The 19,567-nt window shown below is 66.8% G+C and carries 23 protein-coding genes; 10 read left to right on the top strand and 13 right to left on the bottom strand.

The window, feature by feature from the left end:
• The first annotated feature begins 28 nt into the window (after window positions 1–28).
• Complete coding sequence (locus WFK36_RS03370) at window positions 29–1,678, top strand: ATP-binding protein (protein ID WP_008375718.1); 1,650 nt, start codon at window positions 29–31, stop codon at window positions 1,676–1,678.
• The gene (locus WFK36_RS03365) at window positions 1,671–2,330 is read left to right on the top strand and encodes a response regulator (RefSeq protein ID WP_336789661.1); all 660 of its coding nucleotides are present in this window, start codon (window positions 1,671–1,673) and stop codon (window positions 2,328–2,330) included. The genes WFK36_RS03370 and WFK36_RS03365 overlap by 8 nt, the downstream gene beginning before the upstream one ends.
• Before the next feature lie 18 nt (window positions 2,331–2,348).
• On the opposite strand, the gene WFK36_RS03360 is transcribed toward WFK36_RS03365, so the two are convergent.
• Window positions 2,349–2,921 carry a TetR/AcrR family transcriptional regulator gene (locus WFK36_RS03360; RefSeq protein ID WP_336789659.1) on the bottom strand — a complete coding sequence of 191 codons (573 nt, stop codon included), beginning with the start codon at window positions 2,919–2,921 and terminating at the stop codon, window positions 2,349–2,351.
• 65 nt (window positions 2,922–2,986) lie between these two features.
• Here WFK36_RS03360 and WFK36_RS03355 point away from each other — a divergent pair, with 65 nt between their 5' ends.
• Together WFK36_RS03355 and WFK36_RS03350 are read left to right on the top strand one after the other, a co-directional pair.
• Window positions 2,987–3,559, top strand: a complete 573-nt coding sequence (locus tag WFK36_RS03355) for a dihydrofolate reductase family protein (RefSeq protein ID WP_336789657.1) — start codon at window positions 2,987–2,989, stop codon at window positions 3,557–3,559.
• Between the two features lie 19 nt (window positions 3,560–3,578).
• Window positions 3,579–4,154, top strand: coding sequence for a dihydrofolate reductase family protein (locus WFK36_RS03350; RefSeq protein ID WP_336789655.1), 576 nt, complete (start codon window positions 3,579–3,581; stop codon window positions 4,152–4,154).
• Here WFK36_RS03350 and WFK36_RS03345 read toward each other — a convergent pair.
• The 5 genes from WFK36_RS03345 to WFK36_RS03325 form a co-directional block, all read right to left on the bottom strand.
• Window positions 4,136–4,483, bottom strand: a complete 348-nt coding sequence (locus WFK36_RS03345) for a thiamine-binding protein (protein ID WP_336789653.1) — start codon at window positions 4,481–4,483, stop codon at window positions 4,136–4,138. The genes WFK36_RS03350 and WFK36_RS03345 overlap by 19 nt on opposite strands.
• Before the next feature lie 4 nt (window positions 4,484–4,487).
• Entirely contained in the window at window positions 4,488–5,693 is a 1,206-nt protein-coding gene (locus tag WFK36_RS03340) for an acyltransferase (RefSeq protein ID WP_336789651.1), read from the bottom strand.
• A 112-nt stretch (window positions 5,694–5,805) separates the two neighbouring features.
• Window positions 5,806–6,084, bottom strand: coding sequence for a hypothetical protein (locus WFK36_RS03335; RefSeq protein ID WP_336789649.1), 279 nt, complete (start codon window positions 6,082–6,084; stop codon window positions 5,806–5,808).
• A gap of 69 nt (window positions 6,085–6,153) precedes the next feature.
• A complete protein-coding gene (locus WFK36_RS03330; protein ID WP_336789647.1) occupies window positions 6,154–6,642 on the bottom strand; it encodes a carboxymuconolactone decarboxylase family protein in 489 nt (162 codons plus the stop codon).
• 2 nt (window positions 6,643–6,644) lie between these two features.
• Window positions 6,645–7,754, bottom strand: coding sequence for an NAD(P)H-dependent amine dehydrogenase family protein (locus WFK36_RS03325; RefSeq protein WP_336789645.1), 1,110 nt, complete (start codon window positions 7,752–7,754; stop codon window positions 6,645–6,647).
• Window positions 7,755–7,835: 81 nt separating this feature from the next.
• Between WFK36_RS03325 and WFK36_RS03320 the strand changes: the two genes are divergently transcribed.
• Entirely contained in the window at window positions 7,836–8,432 is a 597-nt protein-coding gene (locus WFK36_RS03320; RefSeq protein WP_336789643.1) for a DUF1707 SHOCT-like domain-containing protein, read from the top strand.
• Window positions 8,433–8,448: 16 nt separating this feature from the next.
• Here WFK36_RS03320 and WFK36_RS03315 read toward each other — a convergent pair whose 3' ends face one another.
• From WFK36_RS03315 to WFK36_RS03305, 3 genes are all read right to left on the bottom strand, one after another.
• Window positions 8,449–10,104 carry an ABC-F family ATP-binding cassette domain-containing protein gene (locus tag WFK36_RS03315; RefSeq protein ID WP_336789641.1) on the bottom strand — a complete coding sequence of 552 codons (1,656 nt, stop codon included), beginning with the start codon at window positions 10,102–10,104 and terminating at the stop codon, window positions 8,449–8,451.
• On the bottom strand, window positions 10,034–10,795 hold the full coding sequence (locus tag WFK36_RS03310) for a cytochrome c oxidase assembly protein (RefSeq protein ID WP_336789639.1): 762 nt from the start codon (window positions 10,793–10,795) through the stop codon (window positions 10,034–10,036). The genes WFK36_RS03315 and WFK36_RS03310 overlap by 71 nt, the downstream gene beginning before the upstream one ends.
• A gap of 142 nt (window positions 10,796–10,937) precedes the next feature.
• A complete protein-coding gene (locus tag WFK36_RS03305; protein WP_336789637.1) occupies window positions 10,938–12,383 on the bottom strand; it encodes an MFS transporter in 1,446 nt (481 codons plus the stop codon).
• Between the two features lie 96 nt (window positions 12,384–12,479).
• Here WFK36_RS03305 and WFK36_RS03300 point away from each other — a divergent pair, with 96 nt between their 5' ends.
• A complete protein-coding gene (locus WFK36_RS03300) occupies window positions 12,480–13,190 on the top strand; it encodes a TetR/AcrR family transcriptional regulator (RefSeq protein WP_336789635.1) in 711 nt (236 codons plus the stop codon).
• On the opposite strand, the gene WFK36_RS03295 is transcribed toward WFK36_RS03300, so the two are convergent.
• On the bottom strand, window positions 13,174–14,550 hold the full coding sequence (locus tag WFK36_RS03295) for an aminotransferase-like domain-containing protein (protein ID WP_336789633.1): 1,377 nt from the start codon (window positions 14,548–14,550) through the stop codon (window positions 13,174–13,176). The two genes, WFK36_RS03300 and WFK36_RS03295, sit on opposite strands and share 17 nt — an antisense overlap.
• A gap of 130 nt (window positions 14,551–14,680) precedes the next feature.
• Between WFK36_RS03295 and WFK36_RS03290 the strand changes: the two genes are divergently transcribed.
• Entirely contained in the window at window positions 14,681–15,145 is a 465-nt protein-coding gene (locus WFK36_RS03290) for a GNAT family N-acetyltransferase (protein WP_336789631.1), read from the top strand.
• An 80-nt stretch (window positions 15,146–15,225) separates the two neighbouring features.
• Here WFK36_RS03290 and WFK36_RS03285 read toward each other — a convergent pair whose 3' ends face one another.
• Window positions 15,226–15,504, bottom strand: coding sequence for a hypothetical protein (locus WFK36_RS03285; protein WP_008375743.1), 279 nt, complete (start codon window positions 15,502–15,504; stop codon window positions 15,226–15,228).
• A gap of 1 nt (window position 15,505) precedes the next feature.
• On the bottom strand, window positions 15,506–15,826 hold the full coding sequence (locus WFK36_RS03280; protein WP_161897315.1) for a hypothetical protein: 321 nt from the start codon (window positions 15,824–15,826) through the stop codon (window positions 15,506–15,508).
• A 221-nt stretch (window positions 15,827–16,047) separates the two neighbouring features.
• On the opposite strand from WFK36_RS03280, the gene WFK36_RS03275 reads away from it, so the two are divergent.
• Entirely contained in the window at window positions 16,048–16,389 is a 342-nt protein-coding gene (locus WFK36_RS03275) for an HNH endonuclease (protein WP_336789625.1), read from the top strand.
• A 55-nt stretch (window positions 16,390–16,444) separates the two neighbouring features.
• Here the strand turns inward: WFK36_RS03275 and WFK36_RS03270 are convergent, their stop codons facing one another.
• Entirely contained in the window at window positions 16,445–17,293 is an 849-nt protein-coding gene (locus WFK36_RS03270; protein WP_336789623.1) for a 3-hydroxybutyryl-CoA dehydrogenase, read from the bottom strand.
• Window positions 17,294–17,466: 173 nt separating this feature from the next.
• Here WFK36_RS03270 and WFK36_RS03265 point away from each other — a divergent pair, with 173 nt between their 5' ends.
• Both WFK36_RS03265 and WFK36_RS03260 read left to right on the top strand, forming a co-directional pair.
• Complete coding sequence (locus WFK36_RS03265) at window positions 17,467–18,252, top strand: hypothetical protein (protein ID WP_336789621.1); 786 nt, start codon at window positions 17,467–17,469, stop codon at window positions 18,250–18,252.
• A gap of 40 nt (window positions 18,253–18,292) precedes the next feature.
• On the top strand, window positions 18,293–19,567 hold the full coding sequence (locus WFK36_RS03260) for an MFS transporter (RefSeq protein ID WP_336789619.1): 1,275 nt from the start codon (window positions 18,293–18,295) through the stop codon (window positions 19,565–19,567).

Genomic DNA, 19,567 nt, shown 5'->3' with positions numbered 1-19,567 from the left:
CCCACGCACACCGCATACCCTGACACTCATGGCTGACGACTCGCGCCCGGTCCGCAGGATCGGGCGCCTGTCGTTGGTCGCGCAGATCCTGCTGCTGCAGATCGCGGTGCTCGCCGTCAGCCTGACTGTCGGATTCGGCTGGCACATCAGCACCGTCGACGACGATCTCCGCGAGGAGTACGCCGAGAGAGCACTGGCTGTGTCACACACCGTGGCAGGCGATCCCGACGTTCAACGCATCCTGTCAGGTCTGCAGGGCTCCGATCTCGACGCGCCCGCACTGCGACGCGGCGTGCTTGCGAAGGAGGCAAACGACGTCGCATCCCGGACCGGCGTACTGTTCGTCGTCATCGCCAACCGCGACGGTTACCGCGTCGCCCACCCTGATCCCGCCGAGATCGGCAGGCATGTGTCGACCGATCCAACATCGGTGCTCGACGGCCGCGACGTCCTCGACACCGACCGTGGCACCCTCGGCGAATCGGTGCGAGGAAAGACAGCAGTGTACGACGAGCACGGCCAGGTGATCGGCTTCGTGTCGACCGGCATCTCCACCCAGCGCGTCGCCGACGCCACTCGCCGCGACATCCGGATCGTCGTCGGCCTTGCGGGCACGGCACTCGCCGTCGGAATCGTGGGATCGGCTCTGCTCGCCCGCCGATGGCGGCGGCTGACTCTCGGACTGCAGCCCGACGAACTCGTCGATTTGGTTCGCGATCAACGTGCCGTCCTCCACGCGCTCGCGGACGGCGTGGTCGCCGTCGACTCCGTCGGGCGACTACGGATGATCAACCCGCAGGCCAGAGAACTTCTCGGCATCGTCGCGCCTCTCGGCACCGACCGCGACGCTCTCGGATTGTCCGCTCGTGTCCGCGAACTGCTCGACCACGAGCAACCGGCGCCGCTGCCGGCCACGGTCGGTGACCGCATCGTTCTCGTCACTTCGCACCGTGTGGAGGCCGACGGTCGTGACCTCGGCATGGTGCTGTCGGCGGTCGACCGGACCGATGTCGAGAACCTGACGCGAGAACTCGACGCGATCCGGTCGATGAGCGACGCATTGCGCGCGCAACGTCACGAGACCGCCAACCGGTTCCACGTCCTCGCCGGACTCCTCCGTCAAGGCGACATCGATGAGGCCGCCGACTACCTCGCAGAGGTCTCCGGCAGCCGCGGTCGGGCAGGGCTCGACGGGCTCGCGAACGTCGAAGAACCGCACCTGCACGCGTTCATCGACGCCAAGGCTTCGACGGCCCGCGAACGAGGGATCGAGATGACACTCGGCCCTCAGACCTGGGTACATGGCGTCCTGTCCGATCCGGCTGCCGTCGTCACAGTCGTCGGCAATCTCGTCGACAATGCGATCGATGCGTCGACGCCGGGTGGCAGAGTCGACGTCGAGCTCCTCACCTCGGCGGACACCCTGTGGGTGACCGTCGCCGACAGTGGAGCCGGCATCGTCTTCGATCCGCCCGAGAGCGTGTTCACCGAAGGTGTGTCGTCGAAGGACGGCGAGTCGGTCCCTGGCGGCCGCGGGATGGGCCTGGCCCTGGCTCGACAGTTGTGTCGACGAGACGGAGGCGACCTCCGACTCGTCGATGCAGGTGGTGCAGGATCGGAACAGGGTGGTGCGGTGTTCGTGGCGGAGATGAAGAAGGCGATGATCGACGATGACTGACGGGCTTGGCGTGCTTATCGTCGACGACGACTTCCGCGTGGCACGACTGCACGCGTCCATCGTCGAGGCGTTGCGCGGCTTCCACGTGGTCGCGCAGGCGGGGACTCTCGCCGCGGCTCGAGAGGCCGTCGCCGACAACGAGGTGGACCTAGCTCTGCTCGACGTCCATCTCCCCGACGGATCCGGTATCGACCTGGCTTCCGAGTTGGTGTGCGACTCTTTCATCGTCGGCGCCGAGTCGGACAGTGCGGCGGTTCGGCGCGCGACGCGTTCAGGCGCACTGACGTATCTGATCAAGCCGTTCGACGACACTGAACTGGCTCGCCGACTCGCCGGTTACGCGCAGTACCGCCGACTGCTCTCCGACGGACTGGTCGACCAGCGCCGCGTGGACGAAGCTCTGGCCGCCGTGCGGTTCGGGACAGTGGGGCGGAATCGGGACGGACACGCGTCGCCGACAGAGAGCACCGTGCTCGCGCTGTTCACCGACCGTGACACCGTCCTGTTCGCCGACGACGTGGCCGACACAGTCGGCATAGCGCCGCCGACTGCCCGACGGCACCTCGCCCACCTCGTCGCAGCGGGGCGACTGCGCATGACACTGCAGTACGGCGGCACCGGCAGACCCAGACAGGAGTATCGACTGCCCTGACTCGGGGCGCCGACGGTGTCAGACGGCGAGCGCTCGTCGTACCAACTCCTCGACGACTGCATCGACCTCTGACGTGCTGAGCAGGTCTGGCAGCGTGAGCAGCTCCAGAATCAGCCAGTTGAGCGCGAGATACAGGATCAGGACCGACTGCTCGTCGCCCGGCAAGCCCGACGCGGCGTGATTGGCCTGATTCTCATTGATGTCACGACGGATTCGCGCCGTGAGCACCCGTTGCAGTTCAGGTCGGCGAGCCGACTCCAGGCGCAGTTCGAGCAACGCCAGTTGCCCCGAACCGAACGCGGTCACCCGGTCCACCAGTTCACGCATGATCTCGGTGTAGCGCTCAGTGGTACGCGGTCCTTCCAGGGTGCCCGCGACGGTCGCCTCGTCGGGCAGCAGCCTGTCGTAGACGCGGCCTCCGATCTGCGTGAAGAGGTCGTCGCGGCTGGCGAAGTAGTTGGACGCGGTGCCGTTCGGCACCCCCGCCTCGGTGTCGACCGCACGGAAAGTGAGCCCTCTGGCACCCGCGGCGGCGAGCACCTCGATCGCGGCGTCCACCAACGCCGTTCGGCGTGCATCGTTCTTCCTCATTGACACCACTCCAGATGTAGTACTACGTTCAGATCACTTCATTCATAGTAGTTCTGGGAGGTTCCATGCGAAAGCTCATCTACTACGTCGGCGCATCTCTCGACGGATTCATCGCCGGACCCGAGGGAGAGATCGACTTCCTGCCCGTCAGCGAGGAGTTCCTCGGATGGATCGGAGACCGATACCCGGAGACTCTCCCGACCCACGTCCGACGAGCGATCGGCATCGACGATCGGCCGAACGCCGCGTTCGACACGGTGGTGATGGGTCGATCGACATTCGAGCCGGCTCTGACGATCCCGACCACCCGCCCGTACGGGCATCTCCGCGAGTACGTCGTCTCGACCACGATCACCGTCGACGATCCCGAGGTCGAGGTGGTGCGCGACGACCCGACCGCCCTGATCCGGTCCTTGAAGGCCGAACCCTCCGATTCGCACATCTGGCTCGCGGGCGGCGGCAGGCTCGCCGCGTCGCTCCTGCCGGAGATCGACGCCTTGGTGATCAAGTCGTACCCGGTGATCGCAGGCGGCGGCACTCCGATGTTCGCAGGCGGATTCGATCCGACGGCCTTCACCGTGACCGATCGTGAGCACTTCGAGAACGGCACGGCAGTTTCGTGGTTCGATCGTCGGTGAACACCGACGAGAGGAACACATGGCGCGTCAACTGGTCTACACGGGATTCATGTCGATCGACGGGATCGTCGATTCCCCCGGCGGGGTGGCGGAGGGCCACAGCGCAGGCGGTTGGGTGCCGCGCACACCGTTCGTCCCCGAGGCTTTTGCGCTCAAGGGGGCCGAGCTCGCCGAGACCTCGGCGCTGATGTTCGGCCGGCGCAGCTACGAGGCGTTCGCGCCGATCTGGTCGACCTCCGCGGACCACGCCGCCTACCGAGAAGTGCCCAAGTTCGTGGTGTCGTCCACCCTCGACCGCGGTTCGCTGATCGACGGCTGGGGTGACATCACCGTGCTGCGCACCGTAGACGACGTCGCCGCTGTGAAGGCCGGCGACGGCGGCGCGATCTTCATCCACGGCAGTGCAGAACTCGCTCGCGGCTTGTCGGAGGCCGGCCTGATCGACCGGTACAACCTGCTGGTCTTCCCGGTTCTGCTCGGCGAGGGCAAGAGCATCTTCAGCCGTGCCGCCCAGACCGGTCAGACCCTTCGGCTCCGAGAGTCGGAGGCCTACTCGAACGGAGTCCTCAAAGCGGTCTACGACGTAGAACGCTGATCGGAGAGTTCCGCCTCCACCCGATCGATCTTGCCGTCGATCTCCCCGGTGTGGCCGGGCCGGACGTCTGCCTTGAGGACCAGCGACACCCTCGAGCCGTAGCGTCCGGCCTCCTCGGTGGCCCGCTTGACGACGTCCATCACCTCGTCCCAGTCGCCCTCGATCTCGGTGAACATGCTCGAGGTCCGGTTGGGCAGACCGGAGTCGCGAACCACCCGGACCGCCGCAGCGACGGCGTCGTGCACACCGCCGGAGTCGGTGTCGGCGGATCGGGAGACTGTCGGGTCGGAGGGCTCACCGGACGGCGCTACGGAGAAGGCGACGATCATGGTCTCAAGCGTGGGACACGGACCGCCGACGACGCAAGCGCGGCAGCGGAATCCGGTCACGGGCGACGACCCACTTGCTCACCGGCGTACGAAGCAGGAGATCAACGAGCACCAGAGACAGCGCGAGGGTCGCGACGACCAACAGCACTGAGCGGATCGTCGCCGAGTTCGGGAACCAGGTGAACAGCGCGTCGAAGTACCCCGCGCGGGCGAGGACATCGAGGATCAACGGGTGGACTGCGAACACGCCGAACGCGCGCAATGTCGCCGCCGACACGGCACGCGCCCCGACTCTGCGCCCTGACTGTCTCATGCCGTCCCACCACATCGCGCCCATCCACAGCAGGACCAGACCGCTCACCAGCCACGGGAGGAACACCGGGTTCCAGGGTGTGGTGGCGCCGTCGGGGAGACGGCCGGGTCCCGAGGTCGCCAGAAACCACCCGATGCTGAACGATGCGCCGACCACCGCGGCCAGGACGACGCCGACGGCGTGCTCGCGGAGCCACGCTTCGAGAGGCGCGCGGTGATAGGCCGCGACGGCGCCGATCGCGATGAACAGCGCGTACATCGGAAGCGTCTTCCACAGGTGCTGGTAGACGACGTCCCACACCGGACCGGACGGCCGCGGCAGGTACTGATAGATCACGAACATCGTCCCCTGGATCACTGCTCCGACACCGAGGACCAGCCAGGGCCGGTGTGCCGTGCGGTCCATGACTGCCGCGATGAGCGGAAAGAACAGGTAGATCTGCATCGAGATCAGCAGAAAGTACAGCTGGTATTTGGCTTCACCGGTGATCACCGACCGACCGAGGTCGTCCGCAAACTGTCCGACGCCGGGGAACGGGTTGTCGGTGCCGAGGAGATGATCGGTGACCGTGTAGATGAGCGTCCACGCGAGGTACGGCCAGACCACCAGCCCGAATCGACGACGCCAGAACTGGATGGGCGTCATCGTCTTGCCCTGCATCGACAGGACCAGTACGAACAGTGTCACGGCGACGAACCCGTATCGGGTCAGATGCAGGAGGACTCCGACGAGACCTGCGGCCCGGAGGGTGTCGGGACCGTTGTTGATGCCGTTCACACTGTGCGCCACCACCACGCCGGTGAACAGGAGCACCCGCACGAAGTCGGCGGTCAGGGCGCGGGACGGGCGTCCCGCGCGTGATCCGACAGGCTGCCGGTCGATTACTGCCTGCTCCACAGCCGGCACCTCCGGAAATCGTCTTGCTCGCCCCCGCGTTCAGCAACCCCCGTCGCCGGGAGTCTACAAACCGTTCCTGGCAATCATTCACAGGAACCGCGGGCGGACGCGCTCAGCGAGGTGCGCGGGCGCCGACTCCGATCGCCGCGTAGCGGTCGACGACCCAGGCGGCGACGACGATCGCGCCGAGATGACCGAGGACGTCGAGCATCCGGTCGGAGTCGGCTGCGGCGTCGAGGACCCGGCCCGCTCCGGCCCCGACGAGGTATCCGACCCAGGCTCCGACGACACCCAGCAGCACCACCCACGCCGCGGCACGACGATGAACAGCGGCTGCGATCGCCGCGAAGAGCAGACCGATGACAGTGACGGTGATCGTGGGAAGGAGCATGCCTTTCATGCTCGTCCGGGCAGCCGCCCGTGACATCGGGGCGATCCCCGAGGGATCCCCTGATTTGTGCTATCCGGCGACGTGGCTCGGAAGAACGCACACCTCATCGAGTCCGAGAACACGATTGAGGCGACCGAACGACAGCCACGAGCCGAGGCACATGGACAGTTCGACGATCTCGGTGTCGGTGTACTGCGCTCGCATCCGATCCCAGAACTCGTCGTCGAGGCCGTGGTGGTCGGTGGCGAACCGTTCGGCGTATTCGGCGGCCAGTCGCGCGCGGTCGTCGAACGCGTCGGTGGTGCTCCACGCCTGCACCGCCGTGTCGAAATCCGCCTCGACTTTCACCCCGTCGCGGTCGGTGCGGAAGTCTTGGCAGAACAGGCAGCCGTTGATCTGGGCGATGCGCAGCCTGGCGGCCTCGAACTCGCGCAGTCCGAGCGTCGTGTGTTCGTAGACGCTGGTTGCGAGTCGTGCCGCAGCCGGCCCGATGCCGGGGACCATCTCGCCCCACACGTAGCCGATCGGGTCTTTGCCTTGAGGGATGTCGATGAACATGGTCACTTCTTTCGTCGGTGGAGGTAGGTGCTGGGCGCCAGGGGGACGTCGAGTCCGTCGTAGAGATCGGGGTCGGCGTCGCGTAGCCACGAGATCGCGTTGACAAGACGATTCGCGGCGGTCGCGTTTCCGCCTGCCGACCGATTGCCGCCTTCGTCGGTGGCCTCGACGTTGATCTCGATCCTCGGTCGACCTTCGACGATCACCCGATGGGCGCCGTCACCGCCGTCGGCCGGCATCGGCCAGTCGTGCGCCACATCAGCGGTGATGCGTGTGACGTGCTCGACGACGATCAGCGGTTCGCCGTCGACGATGCCCTGGACCTCGAATCGCAATGCGCCCTGTGTACCGTCGGCGAACTCTCCGAGCGCTGTCGTGACGGTCGCGGTGAGCGGCTGGCGGTCGACGACTTCGCGGAGTTCGTCGATCTCGACGCCGAGCGCTCGCGCGATGAGTCGGATCTGGCCGCCCCACACCATCGACGGGACGCCCGGCATGACCATCGGCGGGTCGTAGTCCATCGGCTGGCCCATGCCGACGATGTACCGGACGGAGTCCTCGGCGTCGTACGTCGAATAGTCGAAGATCTCCTGGCACCGGATCTGATCGATCTCCGATCCGAGTCCGCTGACGAGGGCGGGCAGCAAGTCGTTGCCCCACCCGGGGTCGATGCCGCTGACGAACAACGACGCCCGGCCGTCTCGGCATGCCTTCGCCACCGGGTCACGCACTTCCGGCGGCGCGTTGCGGTGATCGTAGAGCGCGTACACGGACGAGCTCACGACAACGGCTCCCGCTGTGAGCGCGCGGATGATGTCGGCGACGGCGTCATCGGGTCGAAGCTCACCGTTCGCGGCGTACACCACGGCACCCGCGCCGTCGAGTGTTGCGAGGGCGGCGTCGACGTCACGAGTGGCAGTGACGGCGAGGTCACGTCCGGCGCCCGCGAGCTCACCCGCGTCGCGGCCGTCCTTCGCTTCCGATGACACGATCACCGCGGTCAGTTCGAGTCCGGGGTGAGCGGCGACGGCCCGAATCGCGGCCCGCCCGACGTTGCCCGTCCCCCACACGACAACCGGGATCGGAGAATAGAACACGTTACTGTTCGCCATGTGTATGGAGCATAGGCTCTCACCTGCGTCGCCGTCGCCCGTTTGGTCGGCCTGGCGCACGATCACGCTAGGGTGAGGCTCATGGGCACCGAAGACGACGACGTCCGCGTCGGAAACCCCGAACGAGAGCGAGTGATCAGCCTCCTCAACGACGCGTTCTCAACCGGATACCTCGACATCGCAGAGTTCGAGGAACGCACCAGCGTCGTCTATTCGGCGCGGACGCGTGGAGAGCTCAAACCACTCGTCGCCGACCTGCCGAACGGGTCCGCCCTGTTCCACGGTTCAGCGATCGCCGGATCCGCGATCAGCGCCCCTGGTCCGCTTGTCGGCGGTGGGCAACCGCTCGAGCTGAACATCGACTGGGACACAGTCCGAAAGAAGGGGTCGTGGCAGGTACCGCCGCGACTGTCGGCGAGGGGCTCGATGGGCAACCTGCACATGGACGTCCGCAGGGCGGCGTTCACAACGGCGGTCGTCGAACTCGAACTCCAGGTCTCGGCGAGCACAGTCAAGCTGCGCCTCGGCCCCGACCACGAGGTCCGCTATGACGAACTGTCCACATCGGGATGGTCGGACGTCAAAGACAAGGCGGGACCTCCGGCTCGGCCGGGTGGGCCGGTGATCATCGTCCGCGGTTCCCTGTCTGCGGCGTCGTCGTTGTCGATCCGCCGCTGAAGTAGACGACCAGCCGTCAGAGTTCGGCGACGCGTCCGTTCTCGACGTGCCAGCGCCGGTCGACGTTGACGTTCGCCAGCATCCGGCGGTCGTGTGTCACGAGCAGGAGCGCACCGTCGTAGGACGCGAGGGCCGATTCGAGTTGTTCGATGGCGGCGAGGTCGAGGTGGTTGGTCGGCTCGTCGAGGACAAGCACATTCGTTCCTCGCGCCTGCAGCAGTGCGAGTGCCGCTCGCGTCCGTTCCCCCGGCGACAGATCGTCCACCGCGCGGTCGACGTGATCGGCTTTGAGACCGAACTTGGCGAGCAGAGTCCGCACATCGGCAGTCGTGCAGTCGGGCACGAAGCCCTCGAACCGCGCGGCCAGGGGTTCGTCGCCGGTGAAGAGGCCACGAGCCTGATCGATCTCGCCGATCGCGACGTTGGCGCCGAGCGCCGCCGAGCCCTCGTCCGGTTCTGAGCGTCCGAGAATCAGGCGCAACAGCGTCGACTTACCGGCTCCGTTCGGCCCGGTGATGCCGATGCGCTCACCGGCGTTGACCTGTACCGACACCGGGCCCAGAGTGAATTCGCCCTGCCGCATCACTGCCTCGTTGAGGGTGGACACCACCGAACTCGAACGCGGCGCCGCGCCGATAGTGAACTCCAGGACCCATTCCTTACGCGGTTCGACGACCTCCTCGAGCCGCGCGATCCGGCTCTCCATCTGCCGGACCTTCTGCGCCTGCTTCTCACTCGACTCGGTCGCCGCCTTGCGCCGGTTCTTGTCGTTGTCCGGCGCCTTCTTCATCGCGTTCCGGACCCCCTGGCTCGACCACTCGCGCTGTGTTCGTGCACGCGCGACGAGGTCTGCCTTCTTGTCTGCGTACTCCTCGTACTCCTCGCGCCGGTGCCTGCGGGCGACTTCGCGCTCTTCGAGATAGCTCTCGTACCCGCCGCCGTACACGGTGTTCGTGTGCTGCGCGAGATCGATTTCAAGCACCCGGGTGACGCTGCGCGCCAGGAACTCGCGATCGTGGCTCACCAGGACCACGCCGCCCCGCATTCCGCGCACCACGTCTTCGAGGCGTTCGAGGCCATCGAGGTCGAGGTCGTTGGTCGGCTCATCGAGCAGGACTATGTCGAACCGGGAGCACAGCAGAGCGGCGAGTCCGACACGTGCGGCCTGCCCGCCCGACAGGCCCGTCATCAGCGCCGACTCCGGGGCCACGTCGCCGGTGTCGAGGCCGAGGTCGGCCAGCACGGCGGGCAGCCGTTCGTCCAGATCGGCGGCACCGGTCGCGAGCCAGTGATCGAGCGCGGCCGCATACACGTCGGCTGCATCGGCGGGAGCGTTCTCGTCGCCGAGGACGGCGGCCGCAGTATCCATCGCCCGTGCAGCGGCAGCGCACCCTGTACGACGCGCCACGTACTGCCCGACGGTCTCCCCCGCCACCCGCTCGTGCTCCTGTGGAAGCCAACCGACGAACGCATCGCTCGGCGCACGCGACACCGTTCCCGCCAGCGGCGCCAACTCCCCGGCGAGGATTCGCAATAGCGTCGACTTGCCCGCACCGTTGCTTCCGACGACGCCGACCACGTCGCCCGGCGCAACGGTGAGGTCAAGCCCCTCGAACAGGATGCGGTGCGCGTAGCCTCCGGCGAGATCCTTGGCGACGAGGGTTGCAGTCATGGGATTCATCGTCCCACCTCGACTTCAGGTATGTGGCACCACACCGTCGGACGGCTGCGACCCTGAACAGGCCCGCGCCCCCGCCGATCGACATCAACAGCGCGCCGTCGGCATTCGAGGCGCCGCCCCACCCGAACCCGGCGGCGATGACCGCGCCCACCACGACCACTCCGGCACTCGCCAGCCAGGCGGCGTTCCGTCGCACGGATTCCGCTGGGACAGAAGCGCCTGGTCCGATCCCGAGCACCGCCGAGTAGAAGGCTCCACCGCACACCGCCATGTACAGCGCCACGGCGACGTGGGCGGCGACCGATCCGCCGATCATCGCCATGATCGGCGTGAGCAGCATCAGTGCCATCGACAGGACGTACTCTGCGACGGTCCACCCGACGGACCGGTGACCGTGAAGTCGGCGAAGCATGAGCACCACTTGGCGGGCTCGACGACGATCGTCAGGTGAGCATGAGCGCAGGACCAGCCGGACAGGGCGGGCCAGCACGATGAACGCCGGGGCCACCATCATCCCTACGATGTGGCCGACCATCACCGCGGGACCGTAGGCTACGGCGAGGGTCGACCATGCGACACCCGCCGTGCCGATGACGAAGAACCAGAATCTGCGCGCCGGCCACCGGACTCCGCCGGCCTGCGACGCGACGACGCCGTACGCCAAGATCGCTGCGAGGCTCACGACAACGGCCACCATAGTCATGTGCGACGCCGCGTCTGAGACTCCACCGAACGGGTCGGTTCCCCCATGATGGCCGTGGGCGTTCACACAATCAGCAGATCACCTCCGCACGGCATGCCGCAGCGGTATCGACGATCGCCCGTCAGTGCTCGTCGACTGTCGTGGCATCGGTGAGTGTCAGGGCGCCCCAGGTGGCGATCACTCCGACCACGACCGCGAGCACCGCATAGGTGACTCGTTCGCCGTCGAAGAACGACTGGACGAGTTCAGTGCTCCACCCGCCGACAGGAAGGTTGGCGGTGACCAGTGCAGCGATCATGGTGCCGATGAGCGCGGTTCCGACACTCGTGCCGACTTCCTGCGCGGTGTCGTTCAGCGCGGCGCCGATCGAGGTGCGGTTCTCCGGCATGGCGTCGACGAGCGCGACCGCGCAGATCGTCATCACGGTGCGGAGTCCGATGGTCATCAGGACCATGCTGATCGCGATCACGAGATAGCCGTGATGCACGCCCCACGCCATCGCGGCGAGCGCAGTCGTGAGGAAGCCCGCACCGACCAGGCATGCGATCCGATGCCCGAACCTCTTGGCGAGATACTCCGAGAACGGGGTGGCGACGATCATCGTGACGATCATCGGCAGATTCGCCAGGCCCGCACGCACGGGGCTCCAGCCGAAGGCGTACTGGAAGTGCAGGATGAGGCCGAACATGACACCCGCCATCGCGATCGAGGTGCCGACCTGGGCGATCGCTGCACCTCGCACCGTTCCGGTGGAGAAGAGGCTCAGGTCGAGCATCGGCTCAGCAGTGCGCCGTTCGTGCCGCACGAATCCGACGCCCGCCGCGATCGCGGCGACTGCGCAGCCCCACGCCCACGGCGAGGTCCATCCGTGTTCGACGCCCGCGGTGAGCGTGTAGCAGCCGAGACCGATGGCCAGGATGCTCAAGGCGGCGCCCGGCAGATCCAACCGATCGGATGTGAGGTCTTCGCGTCGGTCTGCGGGCACACCGAGTCGGACGCCGATCCAGGCGACCAGCGCGATCGGTGCGTTGACCAGGAGCAACCACTCCCAGCCGACATGGGCGAGGGCGGTGCCACCGAGCAACGGTCCGAGGATGAAGCCACTCATGCCGACGATGATCATCAATGTCATGGCTCGCATGCGGAGGGCCTGGTCGTCGAACAGTCGGAAGACGAGCGAGTTGGTGATGGGCGCCATCGCCGCTGCGGCCAACCCGAGCAGCGCGCGCAGAGCGATCAGTTCGCCGGTCGAGGTCACAGCGACCACACCGATGCTGATGACGCCGAAGGCCGCCAGCCCGACGAGCAGGACTCTGCGTCGGCCGAGACGGTCGGCCATCGCCCCGGCGGTCAGCAGAAGCCCGCCGAACGTCAACGAGTAGGCGCCGGACACCCACTGCAGCGCAGTGGTGCCGCCTCCGAGGTCTCGACCGATGGTCGGCAGGGCGATCGTGAGGAGCGTGTTGTCGACCATCTCTACGAAGAACGCGAGACAGAGGGCGAACAACGGAATCCATGCCGCGCGAAGCGACGTGTAGGTGCGTGGGGAGTCGGTGGTGGTGGCCATTGGCGATCCCTCCTTTCGTATCGAACAGCGTTCGGTTATCGAACGATGTTCCATACGATAGAACAGCGTTCGATAGGATGCAATGCAGGAGGATCAATGACTGCCGCACACAGCACACCCGCGACGAAGGCGACCGGACGACGACGCGCGTCCCACTCGATGGAGACCGTGATCGGCGAGGCCGTGGCCATCTTGGACGAGGCGGGCGAACCGGCGTTGACGTTCCGCGCGCTTGCCGCACGCCTCGGCGGAGGCGTGGCCAGCATTTACTGGTACGTCCAGAACAAGGACGAACTGCTCGACCGCGCCACCGACCACGTGCTCGGCGACGTGCTCGCGGCGACCGAGGAGTTCGTCGACACCGACGACCCGATCGCCGACGTCCGGCGTGTGGGCGTCGCACTGTTCGACACCGTCGCCGATCGGCCATGGCTGGGCGGCTATCTGATGCGCGACACCGGAGTGCAGCCGAACGGACTCGCGCTCTACGAGACGATCGGGCGTCACGTGATGCGCCTGGAACTGAATCCGCGCGACACCTTCCACGCCGTGTCGGCGATCCTCGGTTTTGTCATCGGCACCGCGACCGACCTCGGGCAGCAGATCCCGAAGGAAGTTCTCGACGGCACCGTGACCGGCGAGGAATACATCAGACGGTTCGCGGACCAATGGCGAGCACTCGATCCGCAGGAGCACCCGTACATCCACTACATCGTGGACGAGTTCGACGGCCACGACGACCGCGACCAGTTCACCGCGGGTCTGGATCTGCTTCTCGACGGCCTACGACTCAAGTCACAGCGCTGAGACGACGCACCCCTTCATCGATTTGTGCCGGCGTGGCAGCTCCGAAGGAGAATCGAAGAAACGATGCGGGCGGCTCGTCGACGAAGAAGTGCCGGCCGTCGCCGACGAGCACCCCCGCGGTGTCCGCCGCGGCGCACACAGCAGTCGAATCAACCCCGTCGGGCAACCGCGCCCAGAGGTGAAGACCACCCCTGGGAACGATCGGAATCCTCAGCTCAGGCATTGCCGCGCGAAGGGACGACACGAGGGCGTCACGCCGAGCGATCAGCTCAGGCCGTATGCGTTTGAGGTGCCTCGGCCACGCATTCGACGTCAGCAGACTCACCGCCGCCTCCTGCATGAGAGGCGCGACGCAGAGGTCGTCAGCAGTCCTCGAGGCACGGAGTCTACGACCGGCAGGCCCCCTGGCGATCACCGCACCGACCCGCATGCCGGGCGACACGGGCTTCGACAATGTCACAATCGTCACGATGTGGCCGTCAGGGTCGAGCGCAGACAGCGGAGCCGGCGTCACCCCCTCAAGGCACAGGTGCCGTGACCAGTCGTCCTCGACGAGGAACGCGTCGTGTCGACGGGCGAGTTCGACGACTTCCAACCTGCGCTCGGCCGTCAAGACCACACCTGACGGATTCGCGAAGTTCGGCTGCAGGTAGACAACCCGCGCCCGTGTCCGCTCCAACGCGTCGGCGAGAGCATCAACCCGAACTCCGCCGCCGTCCGAGGGCACGGACGCCAGTCGCAGACCAGCACTCTGCGCCGCGATGATCGCCCCGGGATAGGTTGGGCTCTCGGTCAACACCGTGGCCCCAGGTTCCGCCAGAGTCCGCAGCACAGAGACGAGCGCCTGCTGGCCACCGGACACCACAAGAACATCGTCGGGATCGGCGCGGAAGTCTGCGGCGATCACGCGCCGGAGCTCTGGCAGGCCGGTGGAGTCCGTCATCGTCCATGCATGCGGAGACTTCGCGGCACGCGCAGTGATCCGGCGAATGTCGTCATTGGGTTGCAACTCAGAAGCGAGATAACCCCACGAGAGCGGGATCTTCCCGCCACCCCCATAGCCGCCGAGTTTCGACGCGCGTCCTTCGTCGACGCGCTTCGACCCCAGTGCCTGAGACTGCCAGGCGAAGTCTGGATCAACATTCGGCCCGGCTTCGGCGACGAACGTGCCCCTCCCCGGCTCTGAGCGCACCAGCCCGTGCGCGGCGAGCTCAGCCAAAGCAGCAGAGACAGTACCCGCGCTGGCGTGAAGCGTCGACGACAGCGTGCGCACTCCCGGAAGCTTGTCGCCAGCGTTCATCGTCTTGATCCGCCCCCTGAGCAGGTCGGCAATTTCAGACGACCTGTTACTCTCAATCATGAGACCAGTAGATAACGTTACTGCGAAATTCGCAAGTCCGTTACCTCGCCTTCGCGGCCCGCCGATTGTCGTTCGCCCACTTCATTCACCTGACGCGCGATTCCGCGCCGAATCTTCACAAGGAGCCCTCATGGCGAACACTTCCACAATCACCATTCGACCCCTGCTCGTCTCGGACGAGGCTCGTTGGCGCGATCTGTTTCGCGAATACCGCGAGTTCTACCTACTACCCGAGTCGGAGGCCGTCGTGTCGACGGCATGGGGCTGGATGATGGACCCTCGGCACGAGTGCAACGGACTGGTCGCGGAGTCCAACGAGACAGTCGTCGGTTTTGCACATCACCGGCGATATTCGTCGCCGTACACCGCGACCACCGGGATCTTCCTCGACGATCTGTTCACTGTCCCAGCGGCACGAGGACAGGGCGTCGGGCGCGCGCTGATCAACCGGCTCACGGACATGGCGGCTTCCGAGGGGCGAGCCGCGGTCCAGTGGGTGACGGCTGAGGACAACCTCCAGGCCCAGGCGCTCTACGGCACCTTGGCAAGCCGCACGAAGTGGGTGACGTACGAGGTCCAACTCACGAGTCAGTGACGTGACTGTCGGTCGGCTGCGCACATCGGGCTTGCCGCAGCCGACCGCAGATCGCTGCCGGGGAGGCTTCTCGGAGGAACCTAGAGCGCGTCGAGACGATTCCCGAGTTCGGTGTATTCGGGAAGCCACCCGCTGCTCGCCGCGATCTCGCACAACGGCCCGGTCGGGAGAAACCAGAACCTCACGTCGGCCAAGGACGCGACGTCGCCCGACCGCAGCGCTGCGGCCCGCTGGTCGAGGATTCCGACGAGCTCGTCGCTGGTGTCGAAAGTCGACTGCCACGACAGGTCGTGCGACCGACTTCGAACGATGTCGGCGGTCTCCTCGACGACGTCCGCGACGGCCCTCAGATCGGTCACGCTACGAGCCACCTGCCAAGCCGATCAACCCGAGCGCCACGAGACCGACCGCGACGGTCGAGACAACGACTCGGGTTCGACGCCGACGCGCACGGACGAACGTCACTCCCCAGATCGCGGCGAGAATCAGCAGAGCCACGGTCCACATCAACCATTCAACCGTCAGAGCGAACGAATTGCTGGCATCAAGCGATCCGCCCGGCGTTCGCTTCGCGCTCCACCTCATCAAGACGACGCCTCCGGTCGACGCGCCGATCACTGTGGATCCACCGACCGCCACCGCAGTCGAGACTCTGCCTGCGAGGTCGCGTGCGGGTTCCATGGCGGTCGAGTCTATGTCTTCCCCCTCCCGACCGGCCGCTTGGGGAAGCTGTTCGACCGGCACGTCGCCGGTCGCGGGCCTTGGTCACGATGGCTGCGTGATGGGCGCCGAGCAGGGCGGCCATCCATGGATGGCCGTCTGCGCTCGGCCTTCGCCCACACGGTCGTCGCGGTGGTGACCGCGCGGGCGGTCGTCCTGAGCGACGCGGCTACCGTCGAACAATGCCACCTCGCCCCCGCGCCGCCAGATACGCTCGCCGCCGGAAACTGCGGATGGCGCAGAAGGATCACGATCTCACCGCAGAACAGTGGGCATCACTGCAGGACGAGTGGGGCGGGTGCGCATATTGCGGCGCGGCAGGGCCCGGGCTGCAGAAGGACTGCATGCTGCCCATCTCGCGCGGTGGCCGATACACGCTCGACAACGTCGTCCCGAGCTGCCGTTCGTGCAATTCCAGCAAGTGCAACGCCGAACTCACCACGTGGATGCGTCGCAAGAAGCTCGACGAACGGCTGTTCCTCGAGCGGCACTACCTCATCCGCCAACGCCTGACCGAGGCCTGACAGCACAAACGCCCGAGCCGACTTGACGGCTCGGGCGTTGATGCGCAGGGTTCCTCTAGCTGTAGTCGTAGAACCCGCGGCCGGTCTTGCGGCCGAGGCGTCCGGCGTCGACCATGCGACGAAGGAGTGCCGGGGGCGCGTAGTGCGGCTCGGCGAACTCGGCGTACAGCGATTCGGCGGCCGCCAGGCAGATGTCGAGTCCGACGGTGTCGCAGAGGGTCAGCGGACCCATCGGGTAGCCGCAGCCGCCCTTCATCGCGGCGTCGATGTCCTCGGCGCTGGCGTAACCCGAGTCGTACATGCGGATCGCCTGGCACAGGTACGGGATGAGCAGGGCGTTCACGATGAAGCCCGAGCGGTCGCCGGCCTGGACCGTGGTCTTGCCGAGGACGTTCTTCGCGTACTCGGTCACCGACGCTGCGGTCTCCGGAGCCGTGGTGAGTGCCGAGATAATCTCGACCAGCGGCATCACCGGAACCGGGTTGAAGAAGTGGACACCGACCACGCGCTCGGGATGAGCGGTCGCAGCAGCGATCTTGATGACCGGGATCGACGAGGTGTTGGTCGCGAGGATCGCATTCTCGCTCACGACGGCGTCGAGCTTGGCGAAGATGTCGTGCTTGATGGCCTCGACTTCGGGCGCGGCCTCGATCACGAGCTCGCGGTCGGCGAACAGGTTCACGTCGAGGGTCACGGTGACGCGCGCGATAGCGGCGTCGGCGTCCTCCTGCGAGATCTTGCCCTTGGCGACGCCACGGCTGATGGACTTCGAGATGCGCGCCGCTGCCGCGTCGGCGAACTCCTGCTTGGTCTCCAGCACGAGGACGTTGCTGCCGGCCTTCGCACACACCTCGGCAATGCCTGCACCCATGGTGCCGCCGCCGATAACGCCGATGAGATTCACATTGACTCCAAACCGTCACGGGCCGCCGTCGGACGACCGGGATTCTTGCTTCTCGCCTGACAACAGTAGTGCCCGCATCCCGACTGCTTCAGTTCGGAGGGCTTGATCAATACCCCCCTGGGGTATATGTTGATCTCAGTGTCCACCCGGACACGCCACCGAAGGAGAAGGCAATGAGCACAGGTCACGACCACAATGCGCACGCAGCACACTCGACCACTCCGGGCGGCGTCCTCGTCGCCGACGCCGGACTCCGCCTGGTCCTCGGCACCACGATCGCGAGCGCAGGCCGACATTCACTCGAGTTCACCGTCGTCGGCGGCGACGGCACCCCGGTCACGGACTACGTCGAGCAGCACGACAAAGACCTGCATCTGATCGCCGTCCGACGCGACCTCGCAGGCTTCCAGCACGTTCACCCCGTCCGCGACGCCGCAGGCGTGTGGCGTACCGACGTGGACCTCACCGCGGGCGTGTGGCGGATCCTCGCCGACTTCACCGCGGCCTCGATCGGTCGCGGAGTCACGCTGGGCGCCGACCTGTTCGTAGCCGGAGAGTTCACGCCGGAGCCGCTGCCCGCCGTCTCCTCCGCAGTCACGGCGGACGGCTACACGGTGATCCTCGACGGCGGACTGACACCGCAGGAGGGCCGGACGTTGACGTTCCGCGTGGAGCGCGACGGAGCCCCCGTCACCGATCTCGAGCCCTACCTCGCCGCCTACGGGCACCTGGTGGCCCTGCGTTCAGGCGACCTGGCGTACCGGCACGTGCACCCCGACGGTGCACCCGGCGACGGAGTGACCGAGCCGGGACCCGCAATCACCTTCCACGCGACCGCGCCCTCGGCAGGCGACTACCGGTTGTTCCTCGACTTCAAGCACAACGGCACGGTTCGGACCGCTGAGTTCACGGTCTCGGCCGAGACTCCCCCTCACCACGGTCACCATCACCACCACTGACCCTCCGTCCCCAGCACTAGAGACTCGAAAGGCCCACGTCATGGCACTGTTCGCGATTCGCGACTACCGGCGGCTGTTCGGCGCGCAAGTGATCGCGCTGTTCGGCACCGGGCTCGCGACCGTCGCCCTCGGGCTCCTGGCGTACGACCTCGCGGGGTCCGATGCAGCGGCTGTTCTGGCCACTGCGCTGACCATCAAGATGGTCCTGTACGTCGTGATCGCGCCGATCGCCGCGGCCTACGTGGACCGCCTCCCCCGCCGCGTCTTCCTCGTCACGCTCGACGTGATCCGGATGGCGGTCGTCGTGGCGTTGCCGTTCGTCACTCAGGTGTGGCAGGTGTACGTGCTGGTGGCGCTCCTGCAGGCGGCGTCGGCTGCGTTCACTCCGACGTTCCAAGCGGTGATCCCCGACGTCGTCACCGACGAGGCCGACTTCACCCGCGCGCTCTCGGCGTCCCAGGCCGCCTACACGATGGAGAGCCTGCTCAGCCCGGTCCTCGCAGCCGTCGCCCTCACGTTCATGTCGTTCAACACCCTGTTCGTGGGCACCGCCGTCGGGTTCGGTGTCTCTGCGCTGCTCGTCCGGGCCGCGACCGTGCCGAACGCACGACCCACCGCGTCGTCCGGCGCCCTCGAGAAGATCGTCGCGGGCGTCCGCACCTTCACCCGCACCCGTGAGCTCCGCGGCGTCATGGCGTTGAACCTGGTGGTCGCGTCGGCAGGCTCGATCGTGGTCGTGAACACCGTGAACCTCGTTCGCGACCGACTCGGCGGCGACCAGGCCGGCGTTGCGTGGATGCTCGCGGCGTCAGGATTGGGCACACTCACGGTCGCACTCGTCTTGCCGAGGATCCTCGATCGGCTCGACTCCGAACGCCCGGTGATGATGACCGGTGCCGCCGTGCTCGTCGTCGCCACCGCGGTTGCGGCCGCCGCGGCAGTGACCGGCACGGCGTCCACCCCGCTCATCGCCATTCTCTGGTCAGCGATCGGCGCAGGCATGGCGGCGATCGTCACTCCCACCGGTCGGGTGATCCGCCGCGTGGTCGATGCCGACGCCATCCCCACCGGGTTCGCCGCACAGTTCTCCCTGTCGCATGCGGCGTGGTTGCTCGCGTACCCGATCGCCGGGTGGATCGGCGTGTCGGCAGGCCTCGAGATCGCCTGGCCGATTCTCGCCGCGTTAGCCGCGATCGGGGCCGTCGCCGCGGTGATCGTCTGGCCGACCGGCCGACCGCGCCCGGTCCGGACCACAACACCCGTGGTCGACGCGGAACTGGTGGGTGCAGCCTGCTCCTGTTGCCGTGCGGTTTAA

The organism is Gordonia malaquae (assembly GCF_037148075.1).
GTDB classification, from domain to species: Bacteria; Actinomycetota; Actinomycetes; order Mycobacteriales; family Mycobacteriaceae; genus Gordonia; species Gordonia malaquae.
The sequence above is the reverse complement of the archived record's forward strand: the minus strand, read 5'-3'. Positions and strand labels throughout refer to the sequence as shown.

Coding starts and splice junctions, on each gene's coding strand:
- WFK36_RS03370 (WP_008375718.1), top strand. CDS start 29: ATGGCTGACGACTCGCGCCCGGTCCGCAGGATCGGGCGCCTGTCGTTG.
- WFK36_RS03365 (WP_336789661.1), top strand. CDS start 1,671: ATGACTGACGGGCTTGGCGTGCTTATCGTCGACGACGACTTCCGCGTG.
- WFK36_RS03360 (WP_336789659.1), bottom strand. CDS start 2,921: ATGAGGAAGAACGATGCACGCCGAACGGCGTTGGTGGACGCCGCGATC.
- WFK36_RS03355 (WP_336789657.1), top strand. CDS start 2,987: ATGCGAAAGCTCATCTACTACGTCGGCGCATCTCTCGACGGATTCATC.
- WFK36_RS03350 (WP_336789655.1), top strand. CDS start 3,579: ATGGCGCGTCAACTGGTCTACACGGGATTCATGTCGATCGACGGGATC.
- WFK36_RS03345 (WP_336789653.1), bottom strand. CDS start 4,483: ATGATCGTCGCCTTCTCCGTAGCGCCGTCCGGTGAGCCCTCCGACCCG.
- WFK36_RS03335 (WP_336789649.1), bottom strand. CDS start 6,084: ATGCTCCTTCCCACGATCACCGTCACTGTCATCGGTCTGCTCTTCGCG.
- WFK36_RS03330 (WP_336789647.1), bottom strand. CDS start 6,642: ATGTTCATCGACATCCCTCAAGGCAAAGACCCGATCGGCTACGTGTGG.
- WFK36_RS03325 (WP_336789645.1), bottom strand. CDS start 7,754: ATGGCGAACAGTAACGTGTTCTATTCTCCGATCCCGGTTGTCGTGTGG.
- WFK36_RS03320 (WP_336789643.1), top strand. CDS start 7,836: ATGGGCACCGAAGACGACGACGTCCGCGTCGGAAACCCCGAACGAGAG.
- WFK36_RS03315 (WP_336789641.1), bottom strand. CDS start 10,104: ATGACTGCAACCCTCGTCGCCAAGGATCTCGCCGGAGGCTACGCGCAC.
- WFK36_RS03305 (WP_336789637.1), bottom strand. CDS start 12,383: ATGGCCACCACCACCGACTCCCCACGCACCTACACGTCGCTTCGCGCG.
- WFK36_RS03300 (WP_336789635.1), top strand. CDS start 12,480: ATGACTGCCGCACACAGCACACCCGCGACGAAGGCGACCGGACGACGA.
- WFK36_RS03295 (WP_336789633.1), bottom strand. CDS start 14,550: ATGATTGAGAGTAACAGGTCGTCTGAAATTGCCGACCTGCTCAGGGGG.
- WFK36_RS03290 (WP_336789631.1), top strand. CDS start 14,681: ATGGCGAACACTTCCACAATCACCATTCGACCCCTGCTCGTCTCGGAC.
- WFK36_RS03280 (WP_161897315.1), bottom strand. CDS start 15,826: ATGGAACCCGCACGCGACCTCGCAGGCAGAGTCTCGACTGCGGTGGCG.
- WFK36_RS03275 (WP_336789625.1), top strand. CDS start 16,048: ATGCCACCTCGCCCCCGCGCCGCCAGATACGCTCGCCGCCGGAAACTG.
- WFK36_RS03265 (WP_336789621.1), top strand. CDS start 17,467: ATGAGCACAGGTCACGACCACAATGCGCACGCAGCACACTCGACCACT.
- WFK36_RS03260 (WP_336789619.1), top strand. CDS start 18,293: ATGGCACTGTTCGCGATTCGCGACTACCGGCGGCTGTTCGGCGCGCAA.